A 23,921-nucleotide genomic window follows, 5' to 3' on the forward strand; every position below is an offset into this window, starting at 1 on the left:
CCAAGCCCATGACCGATACGCCGCTCAAACTCTACAACTCGCTCACCCGTGCAATCGAGGAATTCCGCCCGATCCGCGACAATGAGGCGCGCGTCTATACCTGCGGCCCGACGGTCTATAACTACCAGCATATCGGCAATATGCGCGCGTTCCTGTTCGCCGACACGCTTGGTCGCGTGCTGAAATGGAAGGGTTACAAGCTCCGTCATATCATCAATATCACCGATGTCGGCCATCTGACCAGCGACGCCGATGCAGGCGACGACAAGATGGAAAAGGCTGCGCGCGCCGAACAGAAATCGATCTGGGACATCGCCGCGCATTACACCGCGGTGTTCAAGGCGGACATCGAACGGCTGAACATCACCCAGCCCGCCGAATGGACGGTCGCCACCGACTACGTCCCCCAGATGATCGAATTCGCCAAGCAAATCGCCGACAAGCATTGCTACGAAATCGACAGCGGGCTGTATTTCGACAGCTCAACCGTGCCCGATTACGGCCGCTTGGCGCGCGCGACCACCGGCGACGGCGAGAGCCGTATCGACCCGGTATCGGGCAAGCGCCACCCCCAGGATTTCGCGATCTGGCGGAAATCGCCACCGGGCGAGCAACGCCAGATGGAATGGGAGTCGCCCTGGGGCAAGGGCGCGCCCGGCTGGCACCTCGAATGCTCGGTGATGAGCCTGGAGCAACTCGGCCACCCGTTCGACATCCACACTGGCGGCATCGACCACCGCGAGGTGCATCATCCGAACGAGATCGCCCAGAACCAGGCGCATTGCGGGTGCGACAGCGCAGAGCCCGGCTTCACCGGCGCACGCATCTGGATGCACAACAACTTCCTGGTGGATCGCGGTGGCAAGATGTCGAAATCGACCGGAGAATTCCTGACGCTGCAAGTGCTGGTCGATCGCGGCATCCACCCGCTGTCGTACCGGTTGATGTGCCTGAGCGCGCATTATCGCAGCGAACTGGAATTTACGTGGGAGAATGTGGTTGCCGCACAAACGCGGTTAAAACGGATTATTCAGACGCTCGAAAGGCTGCGTGACGCGACACCCAAGAATAGCGGCGATACCGCGACCTATCTGGCGCGCTTTGACGAGGCGGTCAGCGACGATCTCAACACGTCGCGCGCGCTGCCCGTGTTGGACGCGCTGCTGGCGGACAAATCAATTGCACCTGGGAAGCGTCTGGCGGCTGCCACGGAGATCGACGGCGTGCTGGGTCTTGAAATCTCATCGATTACCCGCGCGGATCTCCGCGTTCGCCCTTCATCGGCTTCGATCGATGCAGACGTCATCGAAGCCAAGCTGATCGAGCGCAAGGAAGCGCGCGCGGCCAAGGACTTCGCCCGATCCGACGCGATCCGCGACGAACTGGCCGCAGCGGGTGTCGAGGTAATGGACGGCGACCCGCTCGGCTGGGACTGGAAGATCGCCTGATCCTCCCCGACACGGGGAGGGGGACCATCCGAAGGATGGTGGAGGGGGCGGGCCACGAGCGTTGCGCTGCGTTGCACTCCCCCTCCGTCAGCACTTCGCGCTGCCACCTCCCCGTGCCGGGGAGGAATTGGTTGCGATCGGCAACTGACCGGTTAGGCTCCGCGACATGAAAGCCGTCCTCCCCGCGCTCGCCCGTCCGATGCTGGAACCAAAACTCCCGTCCAGCCTCGACGTCCACTGGTTCGCCCACCGTGACGACGCTCTCGAACATATTCCGACCGCCGAAATCGGCTGGGTGGACATGCACCAGCCCGGCTGGACCAGCGAAGTCGCCGCGGCCGGCACCAACCTTAAATGGCTGTCGACCATCTATGCCGGGATCGACGCCTTCGACACCGATCTGCTCAAGCAACGCGGGACGATCCTGACCAATGGCGCCGGGATCAATGCAATCGCGGTCGCGGAATATGCCGTGCTCGGCATCCTCGCCGCCGCGAAACGCTATGACGAGGTCGTCCGCATGGCAGACCGCAAGGAGTGGAGCATTGCCCCACCGGGCCAGGTCGAACTCGACGCCACGAATGCGCTCGTCATCGGCTATGGTTCGATCGGCAGACTGATCGGCGATCGACTTGCGGCGTTCGGGGTCGAGGTGACTGGCGTCACCCGGTCGGGCCGCGACGGGACGCTGAAGCCCGGCGAGTGGCGCGCACGGATTGGCGACTATGACTGGATCGTCCTCGCAGCGCCATCGACCGGGGACACCCACGCCCTGATCGGAAAGGCCGAACTCGCCGCGATGAAGCCCGGCGCTTGGCTGGTGAATATCGCGCGCGGCGACATGGTCGATCAGGAAGCACTGATTGAGGCGCTGGAGAAACGCCGCATCGCCGGGGCCTTTCTCGACACCGTCACGCCTGAACCGCTTCCGCCTGAGCACCCACTCTGGACTGCGCCGAACACGTTGCATTCGATGCACCTGTCCGGCCGCAGTCAAACCAAGATGTTTCAGCGCACTGCCGCGTTGTTCCTGGACAATCTCGACGCTTATTTGACGGATCGCCCGATGCGGAACGTGGTCGATCTCGACGCGGGCTATTGACGCGACCGGGGTAAATCAGCCGCTCGATCCCGCGCGATAGCTTTTCTTTGCTTGCCTCGATTTACCCAACTAGGGTAAGTGAAGGCCATGAGCACACTCGCAGGTTCCAAAATCCGCCGCTTCCGCGAAGAACGCGCCCTTTCCCGCGCGGCGTTCGGCGCGTGGTTCAACACGCCAGGTTCCACGGTTCAGGGCTGGGAGGAGGAAGGCAAGCGCGCCAGTTCCGCCATCGCCAACCAGATTGCGGCCAACGGCATCGCGCACCATGCCGACTGGCACGTCAACGCGCGCAACTCGGGGGACATGATGAACGACAGTTGGAGCCCGGATAGCTGGACCGGTACAGCCTTCGAGGCGCGACAATTGCCCGACTATCCCGACGCAGCAGCACTGAAGTCGGCGACCGACACGATCTCCTCCTTCCCGCCGCTCGTCTTCGCAGGCGAAGCGCGCAACCTGACCGGTGATCTCGCGCGCGTGTCCGAAGGCCGTGCCTTTCTGCTTCAGGGCGGCGACTGCGCGGAAAGCTTCGCCGAATTTCATCCCAACAATATCCGCGACACGTTCCGCGTCATCCTTCAGATGGCGGTTGTGCTGACCTTTGCGTCCAAACTGCCAACGGTGAAGCTCGGGCGCATGGCGGGCCAATTCGCCAAGCCGCGATCGACCCCGATGGAGACCATCGATGGCGTCGAACTGCCCAGCTATCGCGGCGACATCGTCAACGACATCGCCTTCACCCCCGAAGCACGCATTCCCGATCCCCAGCGCCTGATCCGCGGCTATACCCAGTCGGCGGCAACGCTGAACCTGCTGCGTGCGTTCGCCAGCGGCGGCTATGCGAATCTGCATCAGGTGCACCGCTGGACCCACGATTTCATGGGCCGTTCGCCATGGTCCAAGAAATATGCCGATGTCGCCGACCGCATCGGCGAAGCGCTCGACTTCATGGCCGCGTGCGGGATCGATGCCGACAGCGTGCCGCAACTGAAGGCCACGGAATTCTATACCAGCCATGAAGCGTTGCTGCTGCCCTACGAGCAGGCACTGACCCGCCAGGATTCGCTGACCGGCGACTGGTACGACACCAGCGCGCATTTCCTGTGGATCGGTGATCGGACGCGCTTCGAAGGATCGGCGCATGTCGAATATCTGCGTGGCATCGGCAACCCGATCGGCATGAAATGCGGACCGAGTCTGGAGCCCGACGCGCTACTCCGCCTGCTCGATACGCTCAATCCTCAGCGCGTCGCAGGACGGATGACGCTGATCACCCGCTATGGCCATGACAAGATCGAAAAGGGCTTGCCAGCCCTGATCCGTGCCGTGAAGCGCGAAGGCCATCCGGTGGTGTGGAGCTGCGACCCGATGCACGGCAACGTGATCAAGGCGGCGAACGGCTACAAGACGCGGCCCTTCGACCGCATTCTTGCAGAAGTCCGCGGCTTCTTTGCCGTCCACCGCGCCGAAGGGACGTTTGCGGGCGGCATCCACACCGAAATGACTGGCCAGAACGTCACCGAATGTACCGGCGGCGCGATCGACGTGACCGAACAGAGTCTGGCCGACCGCTACCACACGCATTGCGACCCGCGTCTGAACGCCGGGCAGAGCATCGAACTGGCATTCCTGCTCGCCGAAATGCTCAACCAGGAAATGGCGGAGCGGCGAAAGGCGGCTGCTTGACGCTCCCGCACCACCCGCCTAGAGCCGCGCCTCCGCTGCTCAAAAGCACGGCCCCTTCGTCTAGCGGTTAGGACGCGGCCCTCTCACGGCTGAAACACGGGTTCGATTCCCGTAGGGGTCACCAAATCCACATGTCGGTAACGGGATGTCGCCTATGCTCGGCGATCCGCCGGGCGTTGTGCTGCCGGACTTAAACATCTGGCAAACGCTGCTCGGCCATCCCCCATCCCGCCAATCGCCTGGACGAAGCACGTCCGATCAGCGTCTCGACATCATCGACCGAGAACGCATTTCCCCCTTCCAGCTTGTCCAGTTCGTCCCAGGCAATCGGGGCCGCGACCGGTGCGCCGTCCCTGGCACGCGCCGAATAGGGAAGCACGGCAGTCGCCCCGCGCTGGTTGCGCAGCCAGTCGATAAAGATGCGGTCCTTGCGCTTCGCCTTGGACATGGTGCCGACGAAGCGGTCGGGTTCGTTGCCCGCGAGTGCCAGCGCGAACCGCCGCGCGAAATCCTTGACCGCGGGCCATTCGGCGTGCGGCGTCAGCGGCACCGCGACGTGCAGCCCCTTGCCTCCCGACAGCATCGCAAAGCTTGTGAGGCCGAGATCATCGAGCGTTCGACGAATATCGTGCGCGGCGCTGCGGACATCGGCGAAGCCGAGCCCTTCGTCAGGGTCGAGGTCGAACACCAGCCGGTCGGGCTTTTCCACGTCGTCGATGCGCGACCCCCAGCCGTGGAACTCGATCGTTCCCATCTGAACGCACGCCACCAGCGCGTCGATCGATGGGGCGTAGAGATAGGGCTCGATCCCGCCGTCCTTTTCGCGGATATCGACCTGGCCAACCGTGTCGCCAAAGCTGCCCGCGTCGTGTTTCTGAAAAAAGCATTTTTTGCCGCGCCCTTGCGGGCACCGCACCAGGCTGATCGGTCGGTTGATCGCCCAGGGGGCCATCGCCGGGCCGATCGCCTCGTAATAGGCGGCGAGGTCGCCTTTCGTCACCTTCGATGCCGGAAAGATCAGCCGGTCAGGATTGGTGATCCGGATCGCGGATGTCGGCGGGGGTGTTGGCGCAGGCCTTTCGACCAAAACCTGATCCGCCTGTTTGTCTTCCCGCAGTCCCAAAAAGCTCGCGTGACGCACCACGTCGTCAGCGGTGAATTCTGCAAAGGCAACCTCGGCGACCAAGTCGGGGGTCACCCAACAAACCCCGCGCGCCGCCGCCTTGGACATCTCGACCGGCGGCGTCTTTCGCGCCCATGATTTCAACCTGGCGATCAGCATGTCCTCGGTCGCCGTGTCGAACCCGGTGCCAACCTTGCCCGCGTAACGCAGCGTTTCGCCGTGTCGCGTGCCGATCAACAGCGAACGAAGCGTCCGGCCCTTCGAGTCCGATTTCAGCCAGCCGAGGATGACGAATTCCTGTCGCCTGGTGCATTTGACCTTCAGCCAGTTGCGCGTCCGGCCCGCGCGATACGGCGCATCGGCGCGCTTGGAAATGATCCCCTCCTGCCCCGCTTTGCACAGCGCATCGAACAATTGCTCGCCTGCGCCCAACACATGTTCGGCATAATGGATCGCGCCGTCGCCGGGTGCATCGGCGAGCAGCGCCGCAAGCTTCTGCTTGCGCTCCACATTCGATAATTTGGTCAGACTTTTGCCGGACAGCGACAGCACGTCGAATGCGAACAGCGTAAAGCCGCCTTCGCCCGATTTGAGGGCGCTCTGAAGCGCCGAAAAGCTGGGATTGCCGTTGGCATCCAGCTTGACGATCTCACCGTCGATCAACGCGGGTGGCAGGTCGAGCGCGGTCGCGGCTTCGACGATGCCGGCGAACTTGTCGCTCCAATCGAGGCCGGAGCGGGTGAACACCCGCGCCCGACCGCCACCAACCGAGAGCACACAGCGATAGCCGTCATATTTCACCTCGTGCAACCAGCCATTGCCCGCAGGCACGGCATCCACCAGCGTCGCGAGTTGGGGCGCGCGGAAGGCGGGAAGCTTTCCCGACGCTGCTTTGCGGGTGGCCGCCGCTGGTTGGGCAGCCGGGGAAGGCGCCTTGCCACTCGCAATCTCGGCCATCGTTCGGCCGCTTTCGATGCTGGTCAGTTCGCGCGCGACCAGATTGTCCGATCCACCGGCATGCGCGTCGGCGACCTTTCGCAACAGCCAGTTTTCGCGCTTCTCGTTGCCGCGCGGTTTCATCCGCACCAGCAGCCATTCGCCCTTCATCCGCTCGCCATCGAGCGTGAAGTGCAGATGTCCCTCATCGATCGTCTTGGACGGGTCCTTGCCCGGCACCGGGTGCCACATGCCCCGATCCCACAGCATGACGGTGCCGCCGCCATATTCGCCCTTGGGGATCACCCCCTCGAACGTGGCATAGCTCATCGGGTGGTCTTCGGTACGGACCGCAAGCCGCTTGTCGTCAGGATTGACGCTCGGCCCCTTCGTCACTGCCCAGCTTTTGAGCACGCCGTCCAGTTCCAGCCGGAAATCGAAATGCAGCCGCGTGGCATCGTGCTTCTGCACCATGAAGATGCGGTTTTTGGCCCGCGCCTTGCCGCGCTTGCCTGCGGGCTCCGCCGTCTTCGCGAAATCGCGCATCGCATTGTACGGCGCGAGGGGGTCGGGCTTGGCCATCGCGGCTTTACGACCCACACGTCATCCCAGCGAGAGCTGGGATATCAGGCGAAGATCGGTGACGGAACCGCTTGATATCCCAGCTTTCGCTGGGATGACGGATTATCCGGCGGATCATGCCCGCTTTCTTGCGGGCGCCTTCTCAGGCGGCTTTTTCGCGGCCGTTTTCGCCGCGGGCTTCTTAGCAGGCGCCTTCTTCGCTGCCGCAGGTTTCGCCCCTGGCTTCTCCAACGATTTCTTGAGCGCCGCCATCAAATCGACGACGTTGGATCCCGATGGACGCGGCCCGTCATCCTCTTCGGCCACGATCTTGCGACCCTTGGTCTTTTGCTTGCGCGCGACCAGCTCCTTGACCGCATCGGTATAATGGTCGGTGAACTTGGCCGGATCGAATGCCTTGGTCTTCTTCTCGATCAAACTATTGGCCAGGTCGAGCAGGTCGTCGTCGGGTTTGGCATCCGGTATGTCGCGGAAATAGCCCTGGGCGCGGTTGACCTCGTCGGCATAACGCAGCGTCTCCAGCACCATTCCGCGCCCGCACGGCTTCAGGCTGACGATATATTCGCGGCCGCGCATTGCCAATTGTCCCAACGCCACCTTCTTCGATTTCCGCAGTGCCTCGCGCAGTACGATATAGGCTTCTTCGGCCAAGTCGTCGGCGGGCACCACGAAATAGGGCTTTTCGTAATAGAGCACGTCGATCTCTCCGGAATCGACGAACTGCACCAGCTCCAGCGTCTTCTTGCTTTCCAGCTTTACCGCCTCGATTTCGTCATTGTCGAGCAGCACGTAATTGCCCTTCGACACCTCGAACCCCTTGACGATATCGTCGGGATCGACCGTGCCAATCCCGGCCACGGTCTTTTCATAACGGATGGGCTTGCCGCTGGGTTCGTGGATTTGACGGAACGCGACACTCGCTCCCGATTTGGTTGCGGGGAAGATCTCGACCGGAATCGACACCAGCGCCAGCCTGATCTGACCTTTCCAATATGCACGCGCCGCCATGTTCGAATCGCCTCCGTTACGATTGCGATTCAATTCCCGGAAGGGCGTCGGGGTTCCACGCAAATCGCGACAGAGATCGACCACGCTGATCGGACCCGCCAAAATGACGGTAAATCGCGAAAGATGGGCGTTGCGTTACAGGCGATCGCCCAACCGCCGGACGGTCCCATGACCTATGGCGAAAAACGAGGATGGTGGAGCCGAGGGGGATCGGCGAAGAACCCCGTAAGCGTTGATAAACAAAGGCCTTTTCTAGACCGCTGTAACGGTTGGGATTGCCGGATGTAACATTTTGAAACCGCTGGCAAGGCGCAGCGGAAGCCGGAAACCACCTCAAACTGACGATTTTTTCGACATTTTTGCCGACCGTCGGATATTGGTGATTGCTAACTTTGAACGGCCACCTTTCAAAAATTTCGTGACCGGGTCTTCCATTAGAAAATATGCACTAACTCCCACGATAATGGATAATAGGAAGCTAATTGCAGATACTAATATTATGCTCCAAGAGCTAGGCATATAAATAGATAACCATAATGCAACAGGCACAGTCACTAAATACATTACAATCATATGTGTCAAATAGATCGAATAGGAAGCATCACCCAAAACCTTTATCCACTGGGGCCAAAATATTTTATTCTCAAGCGTCAAAAAGGCGAGAAATATAGCCCCTGCTGGCAAACCAAAGAGTAAAACTCGATTTTCTGATCCAGTTAAATGGGCGGCAAAGCTGCCAAGCACCATCGCAAAAGCCATCAGCGTGATTACACGATGTCGCGCCGGGTTTGACGAGCACGCTAATGCACCGATGGAGGCCCCAATAAGAAACTCAAACAGTAAATCGTTTCCGAACAATTCACTCCATACAGAGGAGCCGAATGAGGAAGTTATGTAGAGAAAAGCGATGATTAAAGATAGATTTAGTAGTAAGCTTCCTTTTCTTATTAAAAGTGCAATTGCGAAGCAGGCATAGAAAACTATTTCGTATATCAACGTCCAGCCAACAACAACAATCGGTTGCAGGTGACCATACTCACTAAACGATGGCCAAAAAAGAATTCCCATAACCCTATACAGCTGCAAGTCAAACGGCCTGACACCAGTTTGAATGTAGACTAAAGATATTGGTATAAGTGTCACTATCGTGACGATTGCGTACATTGGCCAGATGCGAAGGACACGCTGCCTAAAAAAGTGTGTAACCGTTTTCTTTTGCTTCAGATATGGCTCAGAAATCCAAACCATCAGAAATCCGCTGAGTATAAAGAATATGTCTACGCCAATACTTCCAAGCTCAATTGCCCACTGAGATGGAATTATTTGGGCAGACTTTGCATCGTCCGGATACCGGTGAATAGAGATGAGTATGGCGTGATGCACGACTACAGCGGCTGCAGCTACGCCACGTAGCGCCTGCAACGATACAAGCTCTCTCAAAACGATCCTCGGGCAATTTCAGTTGCTTGGGCTCTAACTTGGTCCATCCCTGCAGGTCGTTACACATGAGTGCAAGTTTGTTAAAGCGCTCACTCAGCACAAACATCCGCCCATCGCCCGGCCACCGCACATGGGTTTGTCAAAGACGATACGACGCCCCACGCCTAATTTCATTCCGGTATTTAATAATCGTCGAGATAACGGCCGCTCCCCGCTCGCACAGCCTACGACCTATTTTCGACGGAGAATTGCGAGAGGGTAATCAGACAAGTGTTAGCGCCTTAGCTCCCCCGTATCCCTGCCACTCGGCTGGCGATTATGACACGCGTGGCGCGTCCTGCATTATCGCGCGCGGTTCTTCATCCCTGCAGGGCGTGTCACTAAATCCACGCTCCATCTTAGCCAGATCGATGATGGCCGGACCGGGAACGACTTGCTCGCCTCACTGTTCATGGGTATACGTTCGTTGACTAGTGAACAGGGGCTGCCGAAATGAACCTCCGACGCATGACCAAAGCTGTGGCCTACCTACGTGTCAGCACGGACAAGCAAGGGCTGAGCGGCCTAGGCATGGAAGCTCAGCGGGAAGCCGTGGCACGATACGTCGCCGCAAACGATCTCGAGCTTGTCGGGGAGTATATCGAAATTGAGACTGGCAAAGGTGCCAATGCCCTGTCCAAGCGTCCGAAGCTTGTTGCCGCCCTTGCTGATGCGAAGAAGGCCAAGGCTGGCCTGATTATCGCCAAGCTGGATCGACTGGCACGTAATGTCCATTTCATCTCAGGGCTGATGGAGACAGGCGTAGAGTTTGCCGTCGCCGATATGCCGAACGCGGATCGCTTCCAGCTTCATCTGTTCGCTGCCCTAGCTGAGAAAGAGGCCGAAGTCATAAGCCAACGGACCAAAGCCGCGCTAGCCGCTGCCAAGGAACGGGGAACGGTACTGGGGAAGCACGGTAAAACCCTAGCCGCTGCCAACAAGGCTGAGGCGATGGACCGGCTTGAACCTCTCTCCGCTAATCTACTGGCATTGAAGGCTGAGGGCTTGTCCATGCGTAGAATGGTCGAGGCCTTGAATGACCGGGGCATCCCTTCGCCAGCCGGGGGCCGGTGGCATCCATCCAGCTTGCACAAGGCGCTTGCTCGATTGGAACGGGGGCACTCGACAAGCTGACGGGGGCGGGCGGATTGAATGCCCGCTAGATTGCCTCAGGACGCTCGACAGGCTTGGTCGGAAGACTTTAGGCTATCGACTAGCCGGTTCCACTAATATGGGCCTCTACGGGGCGGTGAGAAGCCGGTCCCTTTCAGTACCGTATTGCAGTACAAAAACTATGACACCTCTCCCGGCATTTGGCCGGGGAACGCCCGACAGTGCGTAACTGTAGATACCATAGAGGCGTGCCGATAAGGCGCGGGTATCACGACGGCGGCTCTGCAAGCTAATTCTCAATCCACTCAGGATCATGCGAACTTTGCATCGGCCCAGTCCCTATATCTATCTGCTGAGGATAGACCGAGTAAACCCATGGATATCCATGGAAACCGGAGAGGGACGACGGCGGATGCAGCTAATAACTCATCCATCTAGGATCATATTAATACATGTGTCCTACGCGAAAATCTGATCCTTACTTTGGCGCGCGATACCATTCCTCCGGTTAAATGCAGTGAGCATTCATAAAAGCTAACCAGTCTTAATGGATCTAAGCCTATGCATTCTGGTTCTGTGATAATGGTTCTCGGGATGCCGAGCTGCAACCCTGCATTTAATCTGAGGAATGATAGCAATATCAAGCTACCTATCGACGGCGGATAGATAGCAATTACTCTGCTCTAAGCAGCCACGCCTTTCCTGATAGTTCAAGTGGCTTTCAGCGGCCTTCCGGTGGCTTACGCGGAAGGTAAGGCTTGCTTGATCCTGATCGTATCGGCTCCCGCTCGAGGAGCATTAACGGGATCAACTATCATCACCTGCGTTTATGTTTCCGTTTAATACGGAAGCAAGCGGGATATCTCTCTTTCACATTGGGACAAGTTCCTACTGACACAAGGATCATCTATGACAATCGCAACCGTCGATACCAGCAGGATCGATAACAAGCGCGTTGCTGAGTATCTTGCCTCGACCGACCGTCGCGTAACCATAGGCGTTCGTTTCACTCTGGAAGCCCTTGGTATCCAGCTTCCCAATTTCTTGCAGCGTAAACCGGCAGGTCGACCGGGACGTGCGGCACTTATGGCCGCTGCCGATAAGGATAGCGGGACCATCTACAGCTACCGGGATGAAAAACTGCGCATTGGCGCATTCGCTCCCAAGAGCACTCGATAAAGCCGGCCCAATTTAACAATAGGAAATACCATGAAAAATGTACGTAGCTCAGCGGCGATTGTTGCTGAGATTGAAGCCCTGCGCGCTGATCTACGAAAGGTGAATGCCGCCGTCGATATCATCGGTAAGCCTGCTGTCAGCAAGGTCGAACAGATTACTGATGCCCTTAAGGTAGCGCAGGATAAGCTTGCCGACGCCTTGGCGGATGAAGTTGTCGAAGCTCGCAATAAGCGCCTATCGAGCTTCACTGATATCCGCGTCGATTATGCTCGTGGCAATAGCGTATTAAGCACTGCATTTACGATCCATTACAACCGCAGTAGCTACGACTATCGGATTGGGATGAGTGTTCCCCAATCCCACAAATGCAATGGGTTTGCGGCTCTTGATGACCATGCGTTTGAGTACCTATTGAATGTGAAGCCTGAGGCGATCCCAGCCGAGATACTGGCGCTGGCTCCCGGTGATCCACATGCCGCCTTTGATGTTTACCTCGCAGGAAAGAGGCGGGGATATCTCAAGGCTCTCGTTGTTTAATGCCAGATTGGCATGACCGGGGAACGGGCATGGCACCAGAGCCATCCCCCCCGGATTACGTTCCGAAGGCTCACCTTTTCCCGCAGACGCTAGATGACCTGATGCAGCGAGCAGGCCCCTATGACCGCGCTGCAAAGGCTCATGTCGAATGGACCGGGGTTTCCGTCTGGCTAATGAAGACCGATTGTAGTGCCCAGCTTGAGGCCGCTGGATTACCGTTCGCCGTCGCTGATCTATCGGTTCTCCTAGTCAAGGAAGCTGAAGAACATGACGCGGGTTGGCCCCGCCTGTCAGGCCCCAGCGCAATCCCTGCACTCTACGGCTACTCCCCAGACAGCCAATGCGAAGCCCGTCGTTCTGCCGCTCAAGTTCGCTCGATGTGGGAAGCCCAAGGCGGTCCGTATGTTCGGCCTAGCGATTGCAAGTTCGCCTTTCAGTACCTTGCCGCCTGCATCCGTAAGGGCGTTATCCCGCCCATTCCGGCCTTTGGCGACGTTGGTCCCAGCTCGACGGAGAAACCGGCGAGGCCGCACATTCTAAACATGTACAAGGAAAACACATGACCGCATTGACTGCCCGCCAATCCCTAAAGGTGAAGGCGGCTCTATCCCTTATTGCTATACACGGTCACAATCCCCGCACTGTACAGAAGGAAGCCCAGGCCCAAATTGCCAAGGGCCATCCGGCGAAAGTGGCGTACTCTGCCGCCCTCAATGCCTTCACGGCTCGAGTGCCCGCCTTGCGGGATACCCTGTCGATCGCTGTCGAACTTATCGAACATAGCGATGATGCTACCGTTACCCGATATGACACGGCGCTGTCTGCCTACAATGACAGTGGTGACGAAAGCCATCTCGATAGTCTCGCTCCGATGATCCTTGAGGACGCTAAGGCGCTGGCAAATAGCATGGGCGAAGTAACTGAGGCCGATGCCGCTGACTGGACCGTTGACGATGCTTTAGGCAGCACGGTCGAAGCCTATGCTGACACCCCCGATGTACCGGAAGCTTCCACGATCCCGCCCGGTTCAACGATCAATAGCTCGTTCGGCTTCAATGGCCTTCCCGCCCCAGCTTCGCAGGCTCCCACCGCGCCCGCTCAGGCACCGGCAACGGGGCCGCAGTGGGTCATGGGTCCAACCGGCTATGTTCTGTCTGAGCAGGCTCCCAGCGGCCCTGCCGTGGGCGAGAGTGCAAGCGGCTATGATCCCTACAAAGGCGGGCAGGATATCACCGGCATTCGCGTACCCCAGACCGGGGAAAAGGCCCGTCGCTCGCATGGCACCCCGGTAGGGGACATCAAGTTCGTCCAATCCGCTACCGGCGTCCGCATCGCGCCGACCGGAGAAAAGGCCCGCCAAGAGGCTGGCGTTCCGCTCGGACCCGACGCCTAAACGCCTGCCCTGTATCTGGCCATGTGAAACTCGCTGGGGCTCGCTTGGCAATCTCGGCCCTACAGATACCCGAACGCATCCTATCGGCTCCTAGCGAGGCTGAGCTGGGCAATTCGGGTATCTGTATGTTCGGGCTTCAGACCTTTCCGACCAGCAGCCCCGGCACACGGTAAGTTGCCATCGCCTCGGCCAAGCCGTGTAGATCATACCCACTGCCGTAATCGTCCGCCACGTCTTTGCCAGCATGGCCCATGATCTGCCTTTGAACGCCCTCCGGCATTCTAGCCCTACGACTGTAATCTTTGAACGTATGGCGAAACGAATGAAAAACCTTTCGCTTATCGGTAATGCCGCAGACTTTCCGCATATATGGGCCGAACCATTCGCCCCATTTGGCCGTAAGACGGCCATAGATATTGGGCACTAGGTCAGGAAACACCCTTCCCTGTTGATCTTTCAAGGCCTCGACGTAGGCGATGAAACCGAGCCGCTCTAGCTCAGGATGCAACGGCACAAGTCTTTCACTTGCTGCATTCTTGATCCGGTTAGCCTGTCCCCGTTCGTCGGTACTTTCGGTGATATGCAGGAACCATCCGGCCAGCATCTTGCCATCTTTATCGGGATAATTTCGACGCTGCACGTCGGACACTCGAAGCTGTCCAATTTCTTCCAGCCGCGCTCCGGTAAATAGACCTAGCAGAGGAAGCCAATACGCCGCCTCACCTTTGCCGCCCTTAGGTCGATCCCCATTGGCATAGACCGGGCTGGCGAAGATGGCCTGCAATTCGTCCAGTGCGAACGGGAGCCGCTTCCCCTTACCGCTATCCGCAACCTTAACGCTAATGCCCTCAGCTACGTTCGCTGGCGCTAGATCGTTCTGATACGCCCAGCCCAGCAGGGTCCGCAGCCGGGAGAGCTTCATATTGGTATTGGCGACGGACTGCCCCTCAGCAAGCAGCTTGTCTTTGAACGCCAACACGTCCTGCCGGGTAATCCGCTCAACCGGCTTCCGTTCAGTGCGAGCATAAAACCATTCGGCAACGGAGCGATGCGTGTCCTTGCCCTTGGGAACGACACCGCGCTCTGTAGCCCAGCGATCTAGGATATCCTTGTCGAGATACAAGCCGGACGCGGTAGAAGGCTGGCACTCTATGGCCTGAGTTTCCTTTACCGATGCGCGGGCAATTCGGCCGTAGCGAGAACGTAGAGCGGCTATGTCCGCCCCAGCTTTCTCTCGCTCATGCTCGACTAGCAGCCTGCCCGCCCTAGCAATGTCGGCTATTGATCCCTCAGGTTCTCTGCCCTCACTCAGGTCATTCATGACCCGGCCAAGTCTCTCAGCTTCCGTATCAGCGGCGAATAGCTCGTTGGCTATATCGTCGGCCTGTTGCTGGTCATGCTCCCACTGCCGCCTATCTCGCTCGATTTGAGCAGCGGACCTAGGAGGGGTCGTCTGGGACTTCAGCTTCCCGGCTAGGGACCGGGCAGCGTCCGCTAGCAGCTTGTCAGTCTCGACAGTGTGAGCAGGGATGCGCCGCTTCGCCTCACTTCGATCCTTGGACCGAAGCGACAGCATAAACTCAGCCCGACCGCCAAAGACAGGCCGAAGCTCCACGGGAATTGCCCGCCGAAAATAATAAACTGAACCGCGTTTCGCGAGGTAGGTACACATGGCTATCGCCCCTGTTACATCTGTAACAGCCGCCTGTAAAAAGCCTATGTTCCACTGATTTTAGCTGTCAAATCAACAGCTTAAGCAGGATGGTGGAGCCGAGGGGGATCGAACCCCTGACCTTTCGCATGCCATGCGAACGCTCTCCCAGCTGAGCTACGGCCCCATCCGCTGGACAGGCGTGGCACCTAATCGGGCCTCGCCGGTTTGGCAAGCGGGCTTTCGCGCCGCTTGCCGTTATTTCCGAAATATCAGTTGTTGTCGTCCTTGTCGTCCGACGTATCGACGCCCAGGTCGTCGTCGCCGCCCAGATCGACATCATCGTCGGCCGAGGGCTCTTCGTCCTCGTCCACGTCCAGATCGTCGTCACCGAGATCCGAATCCTTCTTCACGGGCTCCTTCTCGGGCTTGGCGGCCTCGAAGGGCAGCGGCTGCTTCGACTTCAGGATCGGTTCAGGCGTCCACTGATTACCGCATTCGATGCAGACGACGGGATCGTCCTTGCCCAGATCGTAGAACCGCGTTCCGCATTTCGGGCAGCCACGTTTCGTGCCCCATTCCGGCTTCACCATGTGTCGCCTCTGTCCTTATCGAAGAGAAAAAGAGAATCGAAAGAGAATCGATGGATACGCGCCAAAGCGAGCCTTGGCAGCGCGAAAGTTGGCGCGCCTTGCCATAGCCGGGGGCCGCTGTCAAAGACGCGCCACCCATGCACAGCCCCCCCCCCCAGCCCCGCAGCATTGCCCGCGCCGAGCGTTTGCGCGGGATCGTGCGCGTGCCGGGCGACAAGTCGATCAGCCACCGCTCGCTGATGCTGGGCAGCTTGGCGGTGGGCACCACGCGGATCACCGGATTGCTGGAAGGCGAAGACGTACTCGCCACTGCCGCAGCGATGCGGGCGATGGGCGCGACGATCGACCGCAGCGATGATGGCGTGTGGACCGTCGATGGCGTCGGCGTTGGTGGTCTGCTCCAGCCGACACAAGCACTCGACATGGGCAATTCGGGCACGTCGACCCGGCTGCTGATGGGTTTGATCGCGAGCCACGCCATCACCGCGACCTTTACGGGCGACGCGTCCTTGTCGTCGCGACCGATGGGCCGGGTGATCGAGCCACTGTCGTTGATGGGTGCGGACATTACCGCGTCGCCCGGTGGACGCCTGCCGGCGATGGTGCGCGGGCTGACGCCTGCGATTCCGATCCAATATACCCTGCCCGTCGCCTCGGCGCAGGTGAAGTCGGCGATCCTGCTTGCAGCGCTGAACACGCCGGGCATCACCCGCGTCATCGAACCGGTGCCTACCCGCGACCATAGCGAGCGGATGCTGAGCGGATTCGGGGCGGAGATAACCAGCGAAGATGGCCCCAATGGCCGCATCATCCAGGTCCGCGGAGAGGCCGAGCTTCGCCCTCAGGACATCACCGTCCCCGGCGATCCCTCGTCGGCGGGATTCTGGATGGTCGCCGGGTCGATCGTGCCGGGCGCGGACATCAGGATCGAGAATGTCGGCATGAATCCGACGCGCACCGGCCTGCTGACGGCGCTAAAGGCGATGGGCGCAGACATCGAAGCCCTGAACGAGCGCATCGTCGGCGGAGAGCCGGTTGCCGACCTGCGCGTGCGTCACGCCAGCCTAACCGCGATCGACGTGCCGCACGATCTCGCGCCGTCGATGATCGACGAATATCCCGCACTGTTCGTCGCCGCCGCCTTCGCTGCGGGCCGCACAGTCGCCCGCGGCGCGCACGAGCTACGCGTCAAGGAATCGGACCGGATCGCCACCATGCGCGTGGCGCTGGAGGCGTGCGGCGTCGCTTGCGAGGAATTTGAGGACGGCCTTGCGATCACCGGCACCGGTGGTGATCCGATTCCCGGCGGCGCACGGGTCGCCTCGAAACTCGATCATCGTATCGCAATGTCGATGGTGGTGGCTGGACTCCACGCGGCTGCCGCGATTGGCATCGACGACATATCGCCGGTCGCGACCAGCTACCCCGATTTCTTCTCCACCCTTGACGCCCTCGCCTCCTGAGTAGTTGTATCCCGCCATTATGATTATTGCCGTCGACGGACCCGCCGCATCGGGCAAGGGCACGATCGCCCGTGCGCTTGCGCGCCATTACGGGCTCCCCCACCTCGATACCGGGCTGCTGTACCGCGCGGTCGCAGCCAGCGTGATGCGCAACGACCTGACGCCTGAGCGCGAGGCGGACGCCGTCGCCTGCTGCGATTTCGATGATTCGCTGATGGATGACCCCTGGCTGCGCACCGATGAGGTCGGACGCGTCGCGTCGATCGTCTCTGCCCACCCGCTCGTCCGTGCGTCACTGTTCCAGCGTCAGCGGCGGTTTGCGCAGCAACCGGGCGGCGCGGTGCTCGACGGACGCGATATCGGGACCGTGATTGCGCCCGATGCCGACGCCAAATTGTTCGTGAAGGCAACCCCCACGATCCGCGCGCGCCGCCGCCATGCCGATCTGCGGGCGCAGGGTTCCCACGCCAGCCTGGACAAGGTGCTGGCCGATATCCGGTCGCGCGACGACCGCGACATGGGACGGGGTGCGGCCCCCTTGCGCCAGGCCGCCGATGCTGCCTTGCTCGACACCAGCTTTCTCTCTATAGACGCCGCCGTCCAGCGGGCGATTGCGCTCGTGGAGGCTCGGACGGCGGCGAAGGCGATGACAGCCTAGCCACTGACAGGCGCGAGGCGGATCGGCAAAGACCGGTCGCGCCGACGCGCCCGTTTTCGTTGTCACGCTCCTCATGCGAAGGCTTTGGCCCGAAGGACGCCGCGACCGGTATTCGGCCGACGCGGCATATCGGCCACAAGACCGCCGGACTCAACCGGCTGGCCGGACAAGACGTGACAGGAACCACCACCAACATGGCCACCACGGCATCCCCCTCGCGCGACGATTTCGCAGCGCTTCTCGAACAGACCCTTGGCGATAGCGACGGCTTTGAAGGCCGCGTCGTCATCGGCACCGTTACCGGCATCGAAAACGACCTCGCCATCATCGACGTCGGCCTCAAGAGCGAAGGCCGCGTGCCGCTGCGCGAATTCGCCGCACCGGGCCAGCCCGCAGAGCTGAAGGTCGGCGACGAAGTCGAAGTCTATGTCGATCGCGTCGAGAATGCGAACGGCGAAGCGATGCTCAGCCGCGACCGCGCCCGCCGCGAAGCCGCATGGGACAAGCTGGAAACCGAATTCGCCAAGACCGCCCGCGTCGAAGGCGTCATCTTCGGCCGCGTGAAGGGCGGCTTCACCGTCGATCTGAACGGTGCCGTGGCCTTCCTGCCCGGCAGCCAGGTCGATATCCGCCCGGTCCGCGACGTGCAGCCGCTGATGGACATGCCGCAACCGTTCCAGATCCTGAAGATGGACCGCAAGCGCGGCAACATCGTCGTGTCGCGTCGCGCGATCCTGGAAGAAACCCGCGCCGAGCAGCGTTCGGGCCTGATTCTCAGCCTGGCGGAAGGCCAGATCATCGACGGCGTCGTCAAGAACATCACTGATTATGGTGCGTTCGTCGATCTGGGCGGCATCGACGGCCTGCTCCACGTCACAGATTTGAGCTACAAGCGGGTCAACCATCCGTCGGAAATGCTGAACATCGGCGACACCGTGAAGGTGCAGATCATCCGCATCAACAAGGACACGCAGCGCATCTCGCTCGGCATGAAGCAGCTTGAGAGCGATCCGTGGGATGGCGCGACCTCGAAATACCCGGTCGGCGCAAAGCTCAATGGCCGCGTGACCAACATCACCGAATATGGTGCGTTCGTCGAACTGGAAGCAGGCATCGAAGGCCTGGTCCATGTCAGCGAAATGAGCTGGACCAAGAAGAATGTGCATCCCGGCAAGATCGTATCGACCAGCCAGGAAGTCGAAGTCGTCGTCCTCGAAGTCGATCAGGAAAAGCGCCGCATTTCGCTTGGCCTCAAGCAGGCGCAGGACAATCCGTGGGATGCGTTCGCCGCCGCCCATCCGGTCGGCACCGAAGTCGAAGGCGAAGTCAAGAATGCGACCGAATTCGGCCTGTTCATCGGTCTGGACGGCGATGTGGACGGCATGGTCCACATGTCGGACATCGCATGGGGCATTTCGGGCGAAGACGCGCTCAACCTGCACCGCAAGGGCGAGATGGTGAAGGCCGTCGTCCTCGCGATCGAAGCCGACAAGGAGCGGATCTCGCTCGGCATGAAGCAGCTTGAGCGTGGCGGTCCGGTTGCGGCCGGTGCGGGCGACAAGCTGAACAAGGGTTCGATCGTCACAGTCACCGTCCTCGAAGTTCGCGACGCGGGCCTTGAAGTGCAGACCGGCGACGATGGTGCGACCGGCTTCATCAAGCGTACCGATCTGGGACGCGACCGCGACGAGCAGCGCCCCGAGCGCTTCCAGGTCGGTCAGAAGTTCGACGCGCTGGTATCCGGCTTCGATCGGTCGAAAAAGCCGACCTTCTCGATCAAGGCGATGCAGATCGCCGAAGAGAAGCAGGCCGTCGCGCAATATGGTTCGTCGGACTCGGGTGCGTCGCTGGGCGACATCCTCGGCGAAGCGCTAAAGGCACGCGAAGAAAAGAAATAAGTGGTATAAAGGGGCGCGGCGCGGATTTTTCCGCCCGCGCCCTTTCTTTATCCGGATCAGTTGTTATTGATCCAGATCAAGTGGGTCGGCGTTTTTGACCTTGGGCTTTGAACCGGGTTGTCGCCATGGGCCGGGCGGCATCCTTTGATTGAGGAGAGCCGTATGATTCGATCCGAACTCGTGCAGCTCCTGATGCGCGACAATCCCGATCTGTCGGCACGCGATGTCGAACGGATCGTTACCGTATTTTTCGATGAAATCACCCAGCGCCTGTCCGCCGACGGTCGCGTCGAACTACGCGGTTTCGGCGCATTCTCGACCCGTGCCCGCGACGCCCGAACGGGCCGCAACCCGCGCACCGGCGAATCGGTCGAGGTCGAGGCGAAACGCGTCCCCTATTTCAAACCCGGCAAGGAAATGCGCGCGCGCCTGAACGTGTAGCGCGCACCTAACTTCTGATGGATATTTGCCCAACACATCAGGGCGTGATGACGTCGGGCGGCCCGGCTTGATCGGCATTCCCGCGCAGGCGGGTATCCATAACTTGCGACAGCGCTAATGGATTCCCGCCTACGCGGGAATGACGGATTGGGTGGTTGCGCAATTCACCATCAAATCCTTTTACTACAGCAGCCCTCCACGCTTGACCCCGCGCGTTCAATCCGCTTCGTGCATGTTACCGCGATGGTCGGATTTCGGTTCGGGTCGAGGCGAAAATGATGCTTCGCGAGAACTGGCGCGCAGCGTGCTTTCTGCACGTGAGCACCGGAAGCGCAGCGAAGCGTCGTTTGCAGCCCGTCCCGGACCGAAAGCCGACCGTCGCGCAGGCGGACGTGGCGGAATGGTAGACGCTGGGGACTTAAAATCCTCTTCCCACAAAGGAGTGCGGGTTCGAGTCCCGCCGTCCGCACCATCTGGCCCGACGGGGCCGGGGTGGTGCAAGCCCGTTAACCAAATCGCAAACCGCGCCCGTTAAGCTGGGCGATGCAACGATTTAGGAGGGGGTGCGATGGACCGCGATCCCGAACCGAAGACCGACAACCGCCGCGCGCGTGCCGATCGCAGGACAACACCCGATCCCGCTTATGTGGGTGAGGAACGTCGCAAGGGCGACCGCCGCTCTCGTAACGGCTGAGCAGCACGGGCGAACGGCCACGCCAACAGGGTCAATCGCGTTTGCCCTTTGCCGGTGGCGCGTCGTCCTCTTCCTCGAACAAAGGCAGGCCGCGTTTTCGCCGGTCGACGAACTCGCCGATGCTGGCGCTGGTCGCATTGAGCAGCGGATAGCTTCGCGCCTGCGTCATCCATTCGGGACGCTGGGTTGGCCCGCCGTTCCACGTGTCGAGCAGCAGAACCGCCAGCATGAACGCCAGGCTCGCGATGATCAGCGCCTTGACCGCACCGAACCCCAACCCCAACACCCGGTCGATCGGGCCGAGGATCGAATTGCGGGTCCGGCTGCCGATGGCGTTGGCGATGATCCGCCCGAATGCGTAAGTTCCGCCTGCGACCAGCACGAAGGCGAGCGTCGCCGCGCCCGAACTGGTCCCGACATAGTCGCGCAGAAACTCGGTCGCGGGCAAATGCAGCATTCGCACTGCCAGCACGACGAGGACGAACGCGAACAGCGCCAGCACTTCGAACACGAAACCACGCATCCAGCCGAGCACGGCAGCGCCCCCGACCAGAACCAGCATCAGAATGTCGAGCGAGGTAAAGCCCATATCGCCAAGCGCTAGCCGCGCCCCAGCATATGGTCAACGAAGGACGACAGGCTGGCAAAGGAGGACAGCTTCATCGTCGCGCCGTCATTGGGTTGGGCCGCGGGGACCAACGCGCGACCGAACCCCAGCTTCGCCGATTCGCGCAAGCGAAGCGCACCGTGCGCGACGGGCCGGATTTCGCCCGACAAGGCGACTTCGCCGAACGCCACCGAATCGCTCGCGACCGGACGTTCGCTGAGTGCCGAGATCAGCGCGGCCGCAACCGCCATGTCGGCGGCAGGGTCTTGCACGCGGTAGCCACCCGCGATGTTCAGATACACTTCGCTGGTCGAGAAACTAAGTCCGCACCGCGCCTCCAGCACCGCCAGGATCATCGCCAACCTGCCCGAATCCCAGCCAACGACCGCCCGCCTGGGCGTCGCCCCGCTGGCCAGCCGCACCACCAGTGCCTGGATTTCGACCAGCACCGGGCGCGTGCCTTCCAGCGCAGGAAACACCACCGTCCCGGTCACGCTTTCGTCGCGGCTCGTGAGGAACAAGCTCGACGGGTTGGCAATCTCGGTCAACCCTTCAGTGGCCATCGCAAAGACGCCGATTTCGTCGGTGCCGCCGAAACGGTTCTTGGTCGCGCGCAGGATGCGATACTGGTGGCTGCGCTCGCCCTCGAACGCCAGCACGGTATCGACCATATGTTCCAGCACGCGTGGCCCTGCGATCGTCCCATCCTTGGTGACATGGCCGACCAGCACCAGCGCGGTGCCGTGCTCCTTGGCGAAACGGATCAGTTCCTGCGCCGACGCCCGCACCTGGCTCACCGTCCCCGGTGCCCCTTCGATCAGGTCGCTGTGCATCGTCTGGATCGAATCGATCACCAACAGGTCGGGAGTCGCCGCCCCGCCCAGCGTTGTCAGGATGTCGCGAACCGACGTTGCCGCCGCCAATTGCACCGGGGCATTGCCCAGCCCCAGTCGCCGCGCGCGCAACCGCACCTGGTCTGCCGCCTCCTCGCCTGACACATACGCAACGCTCTTGCCCGCCAGCGCCAGTTTCGCGGCCGCCTGCAATAGCAGCGTCGATTTGCCGATCCCCGGATCGCCGCCGATCAGGATCGCCGATCCCTCAACGAAACCGCCGCCCAATGCGCGGTCAAGCTCGGCGATGCCGGTCGCCATCCGGTCGGGCAGCGGAATGTCCGAATCGAGCCCCGACATCAGGATCGGGCGCCCACCCGATTGCAGATTATGCTTGGCCGCAAACGGCGTCACATTCGTCCCCGCATCCTCGACCAGCGTGTTCCATTCGCCGCAATCGCCGCATTGCCCCGCCCATTTGGACGCGACAGACCCGCATTGCTGGCAGACATAACGCTTCTGAAGTTTGGCCATATCGGAACGCGTAGCGCGTGTGGAACGAAAAGGGAATATCCCGCGCGGTTGCGTTCGCCCGCCCCTTGCGGCATCGGCGTGGTGGCAGTCGAAAAGGAACGATCATGGCGACCAACGCGGCACCCGCTCGCCCCAAAAAACCGCGCCGCATCGTGCGGCGGCTGTTCGTGTGGGGTTTGAAACTGTTCCTGTTGTTCGTGGTCGCGTCGCTGCTATGGGTTGTCGCTTACCGCTTCATCAACCCGCCCGTCACCTTCACGATGATGGGCGACTGGTTCGAAGGGCGCAGCATCACCAAACAATGGATGCCGCTGAACGAAATCGACCCGGCGATGGCGCGAGCGGCTATTGCGGCGGAAGATTCGGATTTCTGCTCGCATTCGGGTTTCGACTATGCGGCGATCGCCTCGGCCGCCGCGAGAAACGCGCAGGGCGGACGAACTCGCGGCGGATCGACCATTTCCCAGCAAACCGCGAAGAATGCGTTTCTTTGGCAAGGGGGCGGCTTTTTTCGCAAAGGGCTTGAGGCTTGGTTCACCGTTCTGATCGAGCTGGTGTGGGGCAAGCAGCGGATCATGGAAGTGTACCTGAACGTCGCGGAGACGGGCATCGGCACATACGGCGTCAATGCGGGATCGCAGCGATATTTCGGGCATGGCGCGTCGCAGATGAGCAATCGCGAGGCCGCACAGATCGCCGCGGTGCTGCCCTTGCCCAAGAAGCGCGCGGGCAAATCGCCGTCAGGGTTTACCGCGCGCTATGCGAGCACGATCCAGCGGCGGATTTCGGTGGTGTCAAACGAGGGGCTCGACGACTGCCTTTAAGTCAGGCGACGCCAGCCACAGTCGTCATTGCGAGCGCAGCGAAGCAATCCAGCAAACCACGCGTGCGACGCTCTAGATTGCTTCGCTCTAGATTGCTTCGCTGCGCTCGCAATGACGGTTGGGCTCAGGCGAAGTCAGT

At 60.5% G+C, this 23,921-nt stretch carries 20 protein-coding genes, 3 tRNA genes and 1 pseudogene; 15 read left to right on the forward strand and 9 right to left on the reverse strand.

The annotated features are described in order from the left end of the window. Positions 1 to 8 precede the first annotated feature (8 nt). From cysS to ENHY17A_RS13070, 4 genes are all read left to right on the forward strand, one after another. Positions 9 to 1,448, forward strand: a complete 1,440-nt coding sequence (cysS, locus tag ENHY17A_RS13055; protein ID WP_159713335.1) for a cysteine--tRNA ligase — start codon at positions 9 to 11, stop codon at positions 1,446 to 1,448. Positions 1,449 to 1,614: 166 nt separating this feature from the next. Next, a complete protein-coding gene (locus ENHY17A_RS13060; RefSeq protein ID WP_159713336.1) occupies positions 1,615 to 2,550 on the forward strand; it encodes an NAD(P)-dependent oxidoreductase in 936 nt (311 codons plus the stop codon). Positions 2,551 to 2,637: 87 nt separating this feature from the next. Continuing rightward, positions 2,638 to 4,236: a class II 3-deoxy-7-phosphoheptulonate synthase gene (locus ENHY17A_RS13065; protein ID WP_159713337.1), complete on the forward strand. Its 1,599-nt coding sequence runs from the start codon at positions 2,638 to 2,640 to the stop codon at positions 4,234 to 4,236. 49 nt (positions 4,237 to 4,285) lie between these two features. Then, positions 4,286 to 4,360, forward strand: a tRNA-Glu gene (locus ENHY17A_RS13070). Positions 4,361 to 4,426: 66 nt separating this feature from the next. Here the strand turns inward: ENHY17A_RS13070 and ligD are convergent. From ligD to ENHY17A_RS13085, 3 genes are all read right to left on the reverse strand, one after another. Further along, complete coding sequence (gene ligD / locus ENHY17A_RS13075; RefSeq protein WP_159714635.1) at positions 4,427 to 6,877, reverse strand: DNA ligase D; 2,451 nt, start codon at positions 6,875 to 6,877, stop codon at positions 4,427 to 4,429. 114 nt (positions 6,878 to 6,991) lie between these two features. Beyond that, positions 6,992 to 7,885 (reverse strand): non-homologous end joining protein Ku, encoded by an 894-nt coding sequence (gene ku, locus ENHY17A_RS13080; protein WP_159713338.1) that lies wholly within the window; start codon positions 7,883 to 7,885, stop codon positions 6,992 to 6,994. A 333-nt stretch (positions 7,886 to 8,218) separates the two neighbouring features. After that, entirely contained in the window at positions 8,219 to 9,307 is a 1,089-nt protein-coding gene (locus ENHY17A_RS13085) for an acyltransferase family protein (RefSeq protein WP_159713339.1), read from the reverse strand. A gap of 525 nt (positions 9,308 to 9,832) precedes the next feature. Between ENHY17A_RS13085 and ENHY17A_RS13090 the strand changes: the two genes are divergently transcribed. The 4 genes from ENHY17A_RS13090 (at position 9,833) to ENHY17A_RS13105 (ending at position 13,586) form a co-directional block, all read left to right on the forward strand. Continuing rightward, complete coding sequence (locus ENHY17A_RS13090) at positions 9,833 to 10,498, forward strand: recombinase family protein (RefSeq protein ID WP_159713340.1); 666 nt, start codon at positions 9,833 to 9,835, stop codon at positions 10,496 to 10,498. Positions 10,499 to 11,386: 888 nt separating this feature from the next. Continuing rightward, complete coding sequence (locus tag ENHY17A_RS13095) at positions 11,387 to 11,656, forward strand: hypothetical protein (protein ID WP_159713341.1); 270 nt, start codon at positions 11,387 to 11,389, stop codon at positions 11,654 to 11,656. Between the two features lie 30 nt (positions 11,657 to 11,686). Further along, complete coding sequence (locus ENHY17A_RS13100; RefSeq protein WP_159713342.1) at positions 11,687 to 12,193, forward strand: hypothetical protein; 507 nt, start codon at positions 11,687 to 11,689, stop codon at positions 12,191 to 12,193. 559 nt (positions 12,194 to 12,752) lie between these two features. Next, positions 12,753 to 13,586 carry a hypothetical protein gene (locus tag ENHY17A_RS13105; RefSeq protein ID WP_159713343.1) on the forward strand — a complete coding sequence of 278 codons (834 nt, stop codon included), beginning with the start codon at positions 12,753 to 12,755 and terminating at the stop codon, positions 13,584 to 13,586. 136 nt (positions 13,587 to 13,722) lie between these two features. Here ENHY17A_RS13105 and ENHY17A_RS13110 read toward each other — a convergent pair whose 3' ends face one another. The 4 genes and pseudogenes from ENHY17A_RS13110 to ENHY17A_RS13120 form a co-directional block, all read right to left on the reverse strand. Further along, entirely contained in the window at positions 13,723 to 14,709 is a 987-nt protein-coding gene (locus ENHY17A_RS13110) for a site-specific integrase (RefSeq protein WP_159713344.1), read from the reverse strand. 375 nt (positions 14,710 to 15,084) lie between these two features. Next, positions 15,085 to 15,258 (reverse strand): annotated as a pseudogene (locus ENHY17A_RS14915) (DUF6538 domain-containing protein); the annotation flags it as partial. Positions 15,259 to 15,348: 90 nt separating this feature from the next. Continuing rightward, positions 15,349 to 15,424 (reverse strand) — tRNA-Ala (locus ENHY17A_RS13115). A gap of 85 nt (positions 15,425 to 15,509) precedes the next feature. Continuing rightward, on the reverse strand, positions 15,510 to 15,830 hold the full coding sequence (locus tag ENHY17A_RS13120) for a TIGR02300 family protein (RefSeq protein WP_159713345.1): 321 nt from the start codon (positions 15,828 to 15,830) through the stop codon (positions 15,510 to 15,512). A 137-nt stretch (positions 15,831 to 15,967) separates the two neighbouring features. Between ENHY17A_RS13120 and aroA the strand changes: the two genes are divergently transcribed. The 6 genes from aroA to ENHY17A_RS14850 all read left to right on the forward strand — a co-directional run bounded on the left by aroA (position 15,968) and on the right by ENHY17A_RS14850 (position 20,984). Further along, positions 15,968 to 17,293 carry a 3-phosphoshikimate 1-carboxyvinyltransferase gene (gene aroA, locus ENHY17A_RS13125; protein ID WP_159713347.1) on the forward strand — a complete coding sequence of 442 codons (1,326 nt, stop codon included), beginning with the start codon at positions 15,968 to 15,970 and terminating at the stop codon, positions 17,291 to 17,293. 19 nt (positions 17,294 to 17,312) lie between these two features. Then, on the forward strand, positions 17,313 to 17,951 hold the full coding sequence (gene cmk, locus ENHY17A_RS13130) for a (d)CMP kinase (protein WP_159713349.1): 639 nt from the start codon (positions 17,313 to 17,315) through the stop codon (positions 17,949 to 17,951). Positions 17,952 to 18,145: 194 nt separating this feature from the next. Beyond that, a complete protein-coding gene (rpsA, locus tag ENHY17A_RS13135; RefSeq protein ID WP_159714638.1) occupies positions 18,146 to 19,849 on the forward strand; it encodes a 30S ribosomal protein S1 in 1,704 nt (567 codons plus the stop codon). A 162-nt stretch (positions 19,850 to 20,011) separates the two neighbouring features. Further along, positions 20,012 to 20,290 carry an integration host factor subunit beta gene (locus tag ENHY17A_RS13140; protein WP_159713351.1) on the forward strand — a complete coding sequence of 93 codons (279 nt, stop codon included), beginning with the start codon at positions 20,012 to 20,014 and terminating at the stop codon, positions 20,288 to 20,290. 386 nt (positions 20,291 to 20,676) lie between these two features. Beyond that, a tRNA-Leu gene (locus ENHY17A_RS13145) sits at positions 20,677 to 20,762 on the forward strand. Positions 20,763 to 20,858: 96 nt separating this feature from the next. Beyond that, positions 20,859 to 20,984 (forward strand): hypothetical protein, encoded by a 126-nt coding sequence (locus ENHY17A_RS14850; protein WP_268893999.1) that lies wholly within the window; start codon positions 20,859 to 20,861, stop codon positions 20,982 to 20,984. A 31-nt stretch (positions 20,985 to 21,015) separates the two neighbouring features. Here the strand turns inward: ENHY17A_RS14850 and ENHY17A_RS13150 are convergent, their stop codons facing one another. Continuing rightward, positions 21,016 to 21,573 (reverse strand): CvpA family protein, encoded by a 558-nt coding sequence (locus ENHY17A_RS13150; protein WP_159713353.1) that lies wholly within the window; start codon positions 21,571 to 21,573, stop codon positions 21,016 to 21,018. 11 nt (positions 21,574 to 21,584) lie between these two features. Then, the gene (radA, locus tag ENHY17A_RS13155) at positions 21,585 to 22,958 is read right to left on the reverse strand and encodes a DNA repair protein RadA (RefSeq protein WP_159713355.1); all 1,374 of its coding nucleotides are present in this window, start codon (positions 22,956 to 22,958) and stop codon (positions 21,585 to 21,587) included. A gap of 104 nt (positions 22,959 to 23,062) precedes the next feature. Between radA and mtgA the strand changes: the two genes are divergently transcribed. Beyond that, positions 23,063 to 23,782: a monofunctional biosynthetic peptidoglycan transglycosylase gene (gene mtgA / locus ENHY17A_RS13160; protein ID WP_201296403.1), complete on the forward strand. Its 720-nt coding sequence runs from the start codon at positions 23,063 to 23,065 to the stop codon at positions 23,780 to 23,782. The last annotated feature ends 139 nt before the right edge of the window (positions 23,783 to 23,921 follow it).

The sequence above is a fragment of the Sphingomonas sp. AX6 genome, from assembly GCF_902506605.1.
In the GTDB taxonomy this organism is placed as follows: Bacteria; Pseudomonadota; Alphaproteobacteria; order Sphingomonadales; family Sphingomonadaceae; genus Sphingomonas.